General features: G+C 50.6%; 12 protein-coding genes. 7 read left to right on the plus strand and 5 right to left on the minus strand.

Annotation, left to right across the window (positions count from 1 at the left end):
* The first annotated feature begins 11 nt into the window (after window positions 1-11).
* Genes HMPREF9446_RS16320 through HMPREF9446_RS16335 form a run of 4 tightly spaced genes read left to right on the plus strand, consistent with a single transcriptional unit; the run spans window position 12 to window position 4,642 of the window.
* Entirely contained in the window at window positions 12-902 is an 891-nt protein-coding gene (locus HMPREF9446_RS16320; RefSeq protein WP_039969871.1) for an HlyD family secretion protein, read from the plus strand.
* Entirely contained in the window at window positions 880-2,337 is a 1,458-nt protein-coding gene (locus HMPREF9446_RS16325; protein WP_009126861.1) for an ATP-binding cassette domain-containing protein, read from the plus strand. Before HMPREF9446_RS16320 ends, HMPREF9446_RS16325 begins: the two co-directional genes overlap by 23 nt.
* A 58-nt stretch (window positions 2,338-2,395) precedes the next feature.
* The gene (locus tag HMPREF9446_RS16330; RefSeq protein WP_039969861.1) at window positions 2,396-3,499 is read left to right on the plus strand and encodes an ABC transporter permease; all 1,104 of its coding nucleotides are present in this window, start codon (window positions 2,396-2,398) and stop codon (window positions 3,497-3,499) included.
* Between the two features lie 27 nt (window positions 3,500-3,526).
* Window positions 3,527-4,642, plus strand: coding sequence for an ABC transporter permease (locus HMPREF9446_RS16335; protein ID WP_009126863.1), 1,116 nt, complete (start codon window positions 3,527-3,529; stop codon window positions 4,640-4,642).
* A gap of 63 nt (window positions 4,643-4,705) precedes the next feature.
* Here HMPREF9446_RS16335 and HMPREF9446_RS16340 read toward each other — a convergent pair whose 3' ends face one another.
* The 3 genes from HMPREF9446_RS16340 to HMPREF9446_RS16350 form a co-directional block, all read right to left on the minus strand.
* Window positions 4,706-5,119, minus strand: coding sequence for an N-acetylmuramoyl-L-alanine amidase (locus tag HMPREF9446_RS16340; RefSeq protein ID WP_039969872.1), 414 nt, complete (start codon window positions 5,117-5,119; stop codon window positions 4,706-4,708).
* Window positions 5,120-5,121: 2 nt separating this feature from the next.
* On the minus strand, window positions 5,122-5,223 hold the full coding sequence (locus HMPREF9446_RS18830; protein WP_172634259.1) for a smalltalk protein: 102 nt from the start codon (window positions 5,221-5,223) through the stop codon (window positions 5,122-5,124).
* Between the two features lie 167 nt (window positions 5,224-5,390).
* On the minus strand, window positions 5,391-5,870 hold the full coding sequence (locus tag HMPREF9446_RS16350) for an HU family DNA-binding protein (RefSeq protein ID WP_009126865.1): 480 nt from the start codon (window positions 5,868-5,870) through the stop codon (window positions 5,391-5,393).
* A 230-nt stretch (window positions 5,871-6,100) separates the two neighbouring features.
* Here HMPREF9446_RS16350 and HMPREF9446_RS16355 point away from each other — a divergent pair, with 230 nt between their 5' ends.
* Window positions 6,101-6,319 (plus strand): DUF4248 domain-containing protein, encoded by a 219-nt coding sequence (locus HMPREF9446_RS16355; RefSeq protein WP_009126866.1) that lies wholly within the window; start codon window positions 6,101-6,103, stop codon window positions 6,317-6,319.
* A 167-nt stretch (window positions 6,320-6,486) separates the two neighbouring features.
* Here HMPREF9446_RS16355 and HMPREF9446_RS16360 read toward each other — a convergent pair whose 3' ends face one another.
* Together HMPREF9446_RS16360 and HMPREF9446_RS16365 are read right to left on the minus strand one after the other, a co-directional pair.
* Window positions 6,487-8,259, minus strand: coding sequence for a DUF3987 domain-containing protein (locus HMPREF9446_RS16360; protein ID WP_009126867.1), 1,773 nt, complete (start codon window positions 8,257-8,259; stop codon window positions 6,487-6,489).
* A gap of 57 nt (window positions 8,260-8,316) precedes the next feature.
* Window positions 8,317-8,937: a BT4734/BF3469 family protein gene (locus HMPREF9446_RS16365; RefSeq protein WP_009126868.1), complete on the minus strand. Its 621-nt coding sequence runs from the start codon at window positions 8,935-8,937 to the stop codon at window positions 8,317-8,319.
* A gap of 240 nt (window positions 8,938-9,177) precedes the next feature.
* Here HMPREF9446_RS16365 and HMPREF9446_RS19005 point away from each other — a divergent pair, with 240 nt between their 5' ends.
* Together HMPREF9446_RS19005 and HMPREF9446_RS16375 are read left to right on the plus strand one after the other, a co-directional pair.
* Window positions 9,178-9,366, plus strand: coding sequence for a hypothetical protein (locus HMPREF9446_RS19005; RefSeq protein ID WP_039969862.1), 189 nt, complete (start codon window positions 9,178-9,180; stop codon window positions 9,364-9,366).
* A 92-nt stretch (window positions 9,367-9,458) separates the two neighbouring features.
* Window positions 9,459-10,364: ATP-binding protein (locus HMPREF9446_RS16375; RefSeq protein ID WP_039969875.1), on the plus strand; the 906-nt coding region annotated here is incomplete at its 3' end.

Consider the following 10,364-nt stretch of genomic DNA (forward strand, 5'->3'; position numbering starts at 1 on the left):
TGGATTATAGTATGAAGTCACTCAAATTATTTTCTCTTTTGTTCCTGCTCACCGCCTGTGGCAGCGGGACTCCCGAATATGATGCTACGGGAACTTTTGAAGCCACCGATGTCATTGTCTCTGCCGAGGCTTCCGGAAAGATTCTTGGTCTTGATGTGGAAGAGGGAACGCTGCTGAAAGCGGGACAGGAAGTAGGCATCATCGACACAGTCCAGCTTTATCTGAAGAAACTTCAGCTGGAAGCCAGTGTCAAGTCTGTGGAAGGCCAGCGTCCCGACATTCTGAAACAGGTGGCCGCCACGAAAGAGCAGATTGTACAGGCACAGCGAGAGCGTGACCGTGCGGCTAACCTGCTTCGTGTCGGTGCAGCCAACAGGAAGCAGTGGGAGGATGCGGAATCCCTGCTTGAAGTACTTCGCAAGCAACTTGCAGCCCAGAACTCCACGTTGCAGAACAGTGACCGGAGCCTGACGTGGCAAAGCTCTTCGGTAGGTATCCAGGTTGCGCAGATCGAGGACCAACTGAGGAAATGCCATATTGTCTCTCCGCTGACGGGAACGGTACTGGCCAAATATGCCGAAGCGGGAGAGTTGGCGGCACCGGGAACTCCCTTGTTCAAGGTGGCCGATATGGAACAGATTTATTTGCGTGCCTACATCACTTCCGAACAACTATCAGAGGTGAAGCTGGGACAGAAAGTGACGGTTTATGCAGACTATGGAAAAGAAGTGCGGAAGGAGTATCCGGGTGTAGTCACCTGGATTTCGGACAGTTCCGAGTTTACTCCCAAGACGATTCTCACGAAAGATGAGCGTGCCAATCTGGTGTATGCCGTAAAAGTGGCTGTCAAGAATGACGGAATGCTGAAAATAGGAATGTATGGAGGCTGTAACTTTAACTGATGTCTTTAAACGTTACGGGCGGGTGGAAGCCTTACGGGGCGTTTCCTTGTCCGTGCAGCCGGGTGAACTGTTCGGCATCATCGGTCCTGACGGGGCGGGCAAGACGTCTCTTTTCCGTATCCTTGCCACTTTGCTGCTTGCCGATGAGGGTACGGCTACGGTTTGCGGACTGGATACGGTGAAGGACTATAAAGCCATCCGCAGGCGGGTGGGGTATATGCCCGGGCGTTTCTCTCTTTACCAGGACTTGACGGTAGAAGAGAACCTGAACTTTTTCGCCACCGTTTTCCATACTACCATCGAAGAGAATTATGACCTGGTACGTGATATCTACCGGCAGATAGAACCTTTCCGTAAGCGCCGTGCCGGAGCCTTGTCCGGTGGCATGAAGCAGAAACTTGCCCTTAGCTGTGCGCTTATCCACAAGCCGGATGTACTTTTTCTGGACGAACCGACCACGGGAGTGGATCCCGTTTCGCGCAAGGAGTTCTGGGAAATGCTCCGCCGGCTGAAGGAACAGGGAATTACCATCATCGCTTCCACCCCGATTATCGACGAGGCACGCCAGTGTGACCGTATCGCTTTTATCCATGAAGGCATGATACAGGGCATCGATACTCCCGACCGCATCCTGAGGAAGTTTGCAGATATACTCTGTCCTGCGGGTCTGCAGCACGGGAAAGCGGAGAATCGCGAGGATTACGTGATAGAGGTGGACGGGCTGACCAAGCGTTTCGGCAACTTTACAGCTGTAGATCATATCTCTTTCAAGGTGCGCCAAGGTGAAATCTTCGGCTTTTTGGGTGCGAACGGGGCAGGCAAGACCACTGCCATGCGTATGCTCACCGGATTGAGCCGTCCTACCGGCGGAAAAGCATGTGTGGCGGGATTTGACGTTGCCACCCGGCCGGAGGAGGTGAAAAAGAATATCGGTTACATGAGCCAGAAATTCTCTTTGTACGAGGATCTCAAGGTATGGGAGAATATCCGCCTCTTTGCCGGCATCTATGGAATTCCTGAGGCGGAAATAGCTCCGAGGACGGATGAACTGCTCCTTCGTCTGGGGCTGGAAAGGGAGCGTGACACGTTGGTGAAAAGCCTTCCGTTGGGCTGGAAACAGAAACTTGCTTTTTCCGTCTCCATTTTCCATCAGCCGAAAATCGTATTCCTGGATGAACCGACAGGGGGTGTTGATCCTGCTACCCGCCGCCAGTTCTGGGAATTGATTTACCAGGCTGCCGACCGGGGCATTACCGTCTTTGTCACCACCCATTTTATGGATGAGGCGGAGTATTGCGACCGTATCTCCATTATGGTGGACGGCGTAATCCGTGCGCTGGATACCCCGGAGAGGCTGAAACAGGAGTTCGGGGCTGCTACGATGGACGATGTATTCCAGCAACTGGCCCGCCAAGCCGTGCGAACGGCTGACTAAGGTGCAGATAAGTGCGCAAGCTGATGCAAGTATAAGTGTAAAACAGATTAATATAGTAATGAAACAGTTCATAGCTTTTGTCCGAAAAGAATTCTTCCACATCTTCCGTGACCGGCGTACGATGTTGATTCTGTTGGGCATGCCCATTGTTCAGATTATTCTTTTCGGCTTTGCCATCACTACGGAGGTGAAGAATGTGCGGGTTGCCGTCCTCGACCCGTCGAATGATGTAATCACCCGTCGCATCATCGACCGTATGGATGCCAGTGAATACTTTTCCGTTACCCGCCGTTTTTATTCTCCCGGTGACATTGATCATTTCTTCAGGAGAGGGGATATTGATATGGTTCTTGTCTTTAGCGAACGTTTTTCGGACAATCTCTATACGGGCGGGGCAAGTGTGCAGATTGTCTCCGATGCCACCGATCCCAATATGGCTACCATGCAGGCGGGGTATGCCATGAATATCATATCCGCAACCGGGCAGGAGATGCTTCCGCCGGGAATGCAGGCTTCCGCCATCGTCCCTCAGCTCAAGTTGCTTTACAACCCGCAGATGAAGAGTGCCTACAATTTTGTGCCCGGTGTCATGGGACTCATCTTGATGCTGATTTGTGCCATGATGACCTCTATTTCCATCGTACGCGAAAAAGAGACGGGGACTATGGAAATCCTGCTCGTCTCTCCGGTAAAGCCGCTTTTCATTATTCTGGCCAAGGCGGTGCCGTATTTTGTCCTGTCGTTTGTCAATCTGGTGACCATCCTGCTGCTTTCAGTCTATGTGCTCGGTGTTCCTGTGGCGGGCAGTTTGTTTTGGCTGGTGGTGGTATCGTTGCTCTTCATCTTCGTCTCCCTGGCTCTGGGCCTGCTTATTTCTACGGTCACCCATACACAGGTCGCTGCCATGCTGGTGTCCGGACTGATGTTGATGATGCCCACCATGCTGCTGTCCGGAATGATATTTCCGATTGAAAGCATGCCTGCCATCCTGCAGGCCATTTCCGCAGTACTTCCTGCCCGCTGGTACATACAGGCGGTGCGGAAACTGATGATTGAAGGGGTGGATATCTCGCTCGTACTGGCAGAAATAAGCATACTGGCAGTCATGGCGGTTATACTGATTGCCGTTAGCTTTAAGAAGTTCAAGCACCGGCTGGAATAACAAGGGAATCTTTAAAATATCAACGTTATGATAAAGTATCTGATAGAGAAAGAATTCAAGCAGCTGTTCCGCAACTCGTTTTTGCCTAAGTTGATTTTCATATTTCCGTGTATGATTATGATACTGATGCCCTGGGCTGCCAATCTGGAGATCAAGAATATCAATCTGAATATTGTGGATAATGACCATAGTGTTTTGTCCCGCCGCTTGGTAGCTAAGATCGGCGCTTCCACTTATTTTCGTCTGACGGCGCTTCCCGATACATACGGTGAGGCTTTGCTTTCCGTCGAGGCAGGTTCGGCGGATGTGATATTGGAAATCCCGCATGATTTTGAGAAGGACTGGATAGACGGGAAAGCTCCTCGTCTGTTGGTTGCCGCCAATGCCGTGAATGGCACAAAAGGCAGTTTGGGAGGTTCCTATCTTTCTTCCATCATCAGTGATTACGCTCGTGAGTTGCAGTCGGAGTCACCCGTGAAAGCGTGGGTGGGCAGGGCGCTTCCGCGGATAGCCGTCTCTACCCGGAATCTTTATAATCCTACCTTAAATTATAAGCTTTTTATGGTTCCTGCCCTGATGGTCATGCTGCTGACTTTGATATGCGGTTTTCTCCCGGCTCTCAATGTAGTGGGAGAGAAAGAGGCGGGAACGATTGAACAGATAAATGTGACTCCCGTCAACAAATTCACTTTTATTGCCGCGAAGCTGATTCCTTACTGGCTTATAGGATTCGTGGTACTTACAATCTGTTTTGTTCTGGCTTGGCTGCTCTATGGCATTTTGCCTGCCGGACATTTCCTCACTATCTATATTTTTGCGTTGGTGTTTCTGCCGGTGGTCTCCGGATTCGGTCTGGTCATTTCCAATCATTCGGCTACCTTGCAGCAGGCCATGTTTGTCATGTGGTTCTTTATGCTTGTCCTGATCTTGATGAGCGGACTATTCACCCCTATCCACAGTATGCCCGAATGGGCGCAGTGGATTACCTGCGTCAACCCCTTGCGCTATTTTGTGGATGTGATGCGTACCGTTTATCTGCGTGGCGGCGGATTTTCCGAATTGCTTCCTCAATTGGCGGTACTGCTGGGTTTTGCTTTTGTTGCCAATTTGTGGGCGGTGAAGAGTTATAGGAAAAGTAGCTGAATTTAGGAAAGTTGAAAGCAGAACATTAGGAAGGAAGGCGTTTATGCATAAAAAGGGAGCCTTTTACAGCTCCCTATACTCCCTTTCCGCATCGAAGCAAGGACAAGCCTTGACAGGATTCAAATCATGATGTCCTACAATCAGTGCCCTTGGGAAGATTTGTTTCAATTCCCGGAGCAGGGCAAGCATCGACGCTTTTTGCTCCAGAGTGCGAGTATCAGTCGGTAGTCCTTCGGCATCCAGCCCTCCTTCATAACAAATACCGATGGAATGCCGGTTATGATTAAGGCAATGCGCACCGACTTTTTCCGGGGGTCGTCCCCGGTGGATTTCACCGTCACGGGTCAGGTAAAAGTGGTAACCGATGTCACTGAAACCGCGGTGCCGGATGTGGTCACGGCGGCAGTCTTCAAAGCCCAGGCGCACGCCCTGGGGCGTGGCCGAGCAATGAATGACAAGCAGCGTAATTATGCGCATGGCTACTTGCAGGCGCTAAAGCCGAAAGCTCCCGCTAAGGCGGTGGCTACAGTGATGATTACTTTGAGGACAATGCCCCATACGGGTTTTGACTTTTTTTCCATGATGAAAGAAGATTAAAGCCTCACCCCCGACCCCTCTCCGGCAGGAGAGGGGAGAGTTGAAATTACTCTCGTTTGCGGGGTACGAGGCGGTGTTTATAATTTTGTGTCTGTTGAATAATTGTCTGCAAGCACTTGCTTTGGGTTTATGCATCGAACAGCAGAATTATCTACCCCAACGGGTTCTCGTTTTCGTCACCGTCGTTTCCTCCGGAACCACCGGGCGCATTACCCGAATCCCCGCCTTCCACAGCATACGGCGAAGCCTCTTTCAGCTGGCCTTCCAGATTGATCTGGGCATTGCTCAGTTCACCCGTGGCACGGGAACGGAGCTTCAGTCCCTTTACGTTGTTGGCCAGTGAAAAGTCGGTGGCGGATGATGCGCCTTGCTTGCTGACGATTCCCACGGAGAAGATGGCGAGGTCGTCCAATTTTACGTTCTTGCCGTCCAGAATCAGTTCCTTGATGCAGGAAACCATATCTGCCAATACGCCTTTGATTACACCGGCCGAGTAGGGAGTGTTGTGCTTGGACATGTGCTTGGCGAGCCTTTCGATGTCGAAAGTTTCCTCAATCACGGGGCGTGCATACCAGAGGCCTTTCAGCGGGCTGTTCTCGCCCGTCACTTGATACTTTTTGTAACGAATCATAATGGTCAATAATTTAAAGAGTTGAACAATTAGAAAATTAAATTTTCAAAGAAATCACTTAGGTTGTCAGATCCAACGATGCAAAGGTAACGCTGTGGCTACGGTAGCTTGCCGGTTTCTGCCGGTAGCAGTCATTTAGTATCGGTTTTAGTCGGTTATTTATCCGTTTATGTTTGATAATTTCATGGTTTATAGTTACTTTTGATGAGTATAAATCATAAATGCCAACTATGGAATCTTTTGTCATACGTACATATGGGCGTACCGAACTTGCCCAAATCTATTGTCCAAATCTTTGTCCTGACGCCGCTTTCCGTAAACTGAAACAGTGGATAGACCTATGTCCCGGTCTTCGTGCCGGGCTGTCCGCATTGGGCAGTTCTTCCCGTTCACGCTCCTATACACCTGCCCAGGTAAGGCTGATAGTGGCTGCACTGGGCGAGCCTTAAACCTGAGGTCTGGTGGTGTAAAGGTGAGCTTCGGAAATGTAAAGCTGACGTTTGGCACGTGGGGTACAAAGGTTCACAATTCACAGTTCACGCTTCCTCTCACACACACACACACACGCGAAAGTGCGTGCGTATGCGTATACAGGAGGGGATTTCGGTTTTCACTTTCAGCCTTTTCTGTCGGGTTTCCGGTAATTGCCTTTGCTTTTCGTACTCTCTATGAGACCATTCTTCTGCAGTCGCCAGAGCCAGGTGGCGGCGGTTTCGGCCTTGATACCCATCTCTTCGGCTTTCTGCAGGAAAGCGGTGCGGGTGAAACATCTCTCCATGCTTTCCACCAACGCGTCCCGGTCGGCATTTCCCCGGCTGCTCACTTCGGTGGCGGGCAGGAAGGAGAGGATATGGGTGGCGTGGCGGTAGAGCCCCTCTGTCAGTGACAGTACGGCATGGAAGTCCTCGGGGTTGATGGTGAGGTCCCACAGGCTGATGATGTCGTCTTTGAGATTGTCCGGGGCGGTATTGCGGTCGGGTGAGACGTAGGGTGAAGAGGCTATGTCCCCTTGTTCCGATGCACGGAGCAGGGCGATTACTTCCATGATGCGGCAGATGTTGATGCCCAGTCGTGCCACGCTGCTTGACATCTCGCTGCCGTTTGCCAGCCCGGAACGGTCGAAGAGAGCGGAGAAGATGCGGTTGAACTCTTCTTTCTGCCCGTCGGTGAGTCTCAGCGTGAAAAGCCCTTTCAGGGTGATGCTTTTCAGTCTATCCTTCCATTCCGTGCCCCATGCGGTGAAGGTCTCCTCAAGATTGTTGTCATTGCGGTCAAACTGGTTCTGCCAGTGGTTGATGGCGGGCATGTAGTAGAATATCTGGCGGGAGAAGAGCCCGTTCTCGGTGGTGGGTATCAAGGGTTTCACTTGAGCGGGAGTGCCGGAAAGGAGCACGGAAAGATATGTTTTTTTCGTTTCCCGGTATTCTCGGTCGGTGCGTCGGTTGTAGGACAGACGGTCGTGGTCGAAGGCCTTGCGCATGGTATCGCTCCAATGTCCGTGCTCCGAACCGATGGCGGAAGAGATGGTGTCCGCCTCGCTTTCGCATATCAGTCCGGTGCCGCCGGAGTCTATCAGATTTTGGAGAATGCCTGTTCCGGTATTGTTGCCCGAGATAAGAAACATCTTGTTGGGCGGCATGACGGGTATTTCGGCTTTTCTCCGTTCTTTGCCTAAGGCGTCGTATCTGGCTTTCTCGCGGTGGTAACATTCCATGCTTTCGGCCACTTTCGTACGGATCTCGTCGTGGATGGGTTCGGCCAGGAGGCGTACGAGCGAGAGCACGCCCTTTCCGGCTGCGGGCGGTGCCACTATGAATCCTTGCAGGCAGGGAGATATCATTTTCCCGCCGTATGCGCAGCGTACGTTCCGGCCTATGGCGGCGCCCAGTGTGATGACGGATCCCAGCAGCAGGATGTCGTGTTGTGCGGGGGAAGTGCCGCATTTCACGATGTCCTCCAGAGGATAAGGCCAGTGGACGTGTTCGTCGAAAGTAGGCAGAGGCGACAGCGGGGCGTTGCCTGCCAGGGACTCGTCCTCACGTGCGTGTGTGTGTGAGGGGAGACTTGAGCTGTGAACTTTTGAATTCCGTGTATCATCGGAAGGTGCATTTATCTTTACACCACGCAGTTCGGCCAGGTGAAACACAGTGCCTATGTGTACATTGTCATGTCCGTTTTTCAGCGCATTGCTGAAGAGTTTGCCGGCCGCTTTCCGGTCGTATTTTGAAGACAGGCTGCACAAGGTCAAAAAGTCGTCCCGGCCAGCTTCACCGCAGTCGTTGGCGATGGCGAAAGCTACTTGTATATACTCAAGATAGGTTGGGGCAATGTCTGTCCCCGCACTTCTGACGGCTTCCGTCAGAAGATGCAATGAAGATAATGAATCCATTGGTTTGATTATTGATAATTTTGTTTTTTTGTTTGACAAAAGAGATATCTTTGGGTCTTAGGTCGTTTCCCTCAACAGCGCACCCGGATCGTGGCAGAGGAAACAGGCTCTGACAATGTCTTTGCCTGATGTATCGACTCCTTTTTCGGGTGATGGGTTGTCGGCGTCATACATGCAGTGGACGTAGTCCATGGCCCAGCGAATCTCGTCGGCGACATTACATATGGCTGTACAGGGGACGAAAGCTTTCACGCCCCGTCCGGTAGGGCTGATGAATACGAGCGCAGGATGCAGGTAGGCGTCATCAAAGAGGTGTTGCCGTAGCGTGGCGGCTTCGTCTTCCGAATCAAGGTGGTCGATATCCACTACGAACAGTCCGGAGTATTCCTCAAGGCAGTCGCTTCGTCGCCGGGTAAAGATTCCACAGGGAGTTACGTAAGGCAGCGTCTGCTGTTTGAGCAGGCGGCAGGCGGTATCGTTCCCTTCCAGTGCGGCGTTTCTTACGGCTGAAGTCAATGTGGCAAGCCTCTCGCTGGAAGTGATAAGATTATACACTTCGCTGAGCTCCATTGTTTTGAACGGTATCAGTGTGGCTTTTTTCAGGCTTTTTCCGGTCACTTTGTCCTTGACAGGTGAGATGGGAGGCATGAAAAGCGACATTTTAAAAATGTTTGTCATTTGGTATATTTTTTAATATCTTTGTGCGAAGGTAGGCATCCTTTCTCATCGAATCTTTTCCGTATATGGAAAAGATTTTAAACATAAGGAAACTAAAATAACAATCTATAACATAAATAAGGCTTTATAGTAAACTACATAACAAAACAACTGTAATATGAATAAAAACTGTTTACATCCTTTTCTGGCTGCTTATATTGAGAGAGTGCGGAAAGAGAAAAAGAGGACCATTGAAGAACTTTGCACGGATGCCCATATCAGTACGAAAACGTACGCCTGCATAAAAAAGGGCAGGATGTGAGACTGGGTGCCTATGAGGCGCTTCTTTCCAGCTTTCTGGAAGAGTTGAGTGAGGAGGAAGTCAAAAAAACGGTGAACGGCTGGGTGGAGAAGTGGCTGAGCCTGAGAAAGGAGAATATGCGTTCTTAAAAAACGTCTTGCTTTCTTTGCTATATCGGCAAATACCCTTAACTTTGTGAATAGGAACTCCAGGGACGGAAAGGATAAAAACAACGATGGAAATGAGACAGATGCGTAAACTGCCTATCGGCATACAGACTTTTGAGGAAATACGTAGTGGGAATTACCTTTATGTAGATAAGACCGATTTGATTTATCATATAGCGAATATTGGTAAACCTTATTTCCTGAGCCGTCCGCGCCGCTTCGGCAAGAGCCTGCTCATTTCTACCTTCGAGGCCTACTTCGAGGGGCGTAAAGATTTGTTTGAAGGGCTTGCCATGGAGAAACTGGAAACCGAATGGGAAAAATATCCGGTGCTGCATCTGGATCTGAATGCCAGGAAATATGAAACGGCGTCCGATTTGGTTGCCATGCTCAACCAATATCTGGAAAAGTGGGAACAGGTATATGGGGAAGAACGGCAGGACCGTAGTCCGGAAGAACGTTTCGCATACGTGATAGAACGTGCTTACGTGCTGACCGGCAAGCAGGCGGTCGTCTTGATTGATGAATATGACAAGCCTTTGCTCCAGGCCATCCTCGATGAGTCGCTTCTGGATGAATACCGCCGGATCTTGAAAGCCTTTTATGGCGTGCTGAAAAGTTCCGACCGCTATCTGCGTTTTGTGTTCTTGACGGGTGTCACCAAGTTTGCCCAGTTCAGCGTGTTCAGTGACCTGAACCAGCTGAACGACATCAGCATGAAACCTGCCTATGCCACGCTGTGCGGCATCACGAAGGAGGAGCTGGTAGATACCTTCGGCATTGAAATAGAAGCTTTGGGAAATAAAAACGGGCTAACCTTTGAGGAGACCGTGCATCGGCTGTCCTCTTTGTATGACGGTTATCACTTTGAGGAATCGGCGGAAGGCGTGTTCAATCCCTTCAGCCTTCTGAACGTCTTTGACAGCTGCAAGTTTGATAATTACTGGTTCCAGACGGGTACTCCCACCTATCTGGTGGAT

The organism is Bacteroides fluxus YIT 12057 (assembly GCF_000195635.1).
Classification (GTDB): Bacteria; Bacteroidota; Bacteroidia; order Bacteroidales; family Bacteroidaceae; genus Bacteroides; species Bacteroides fluxus.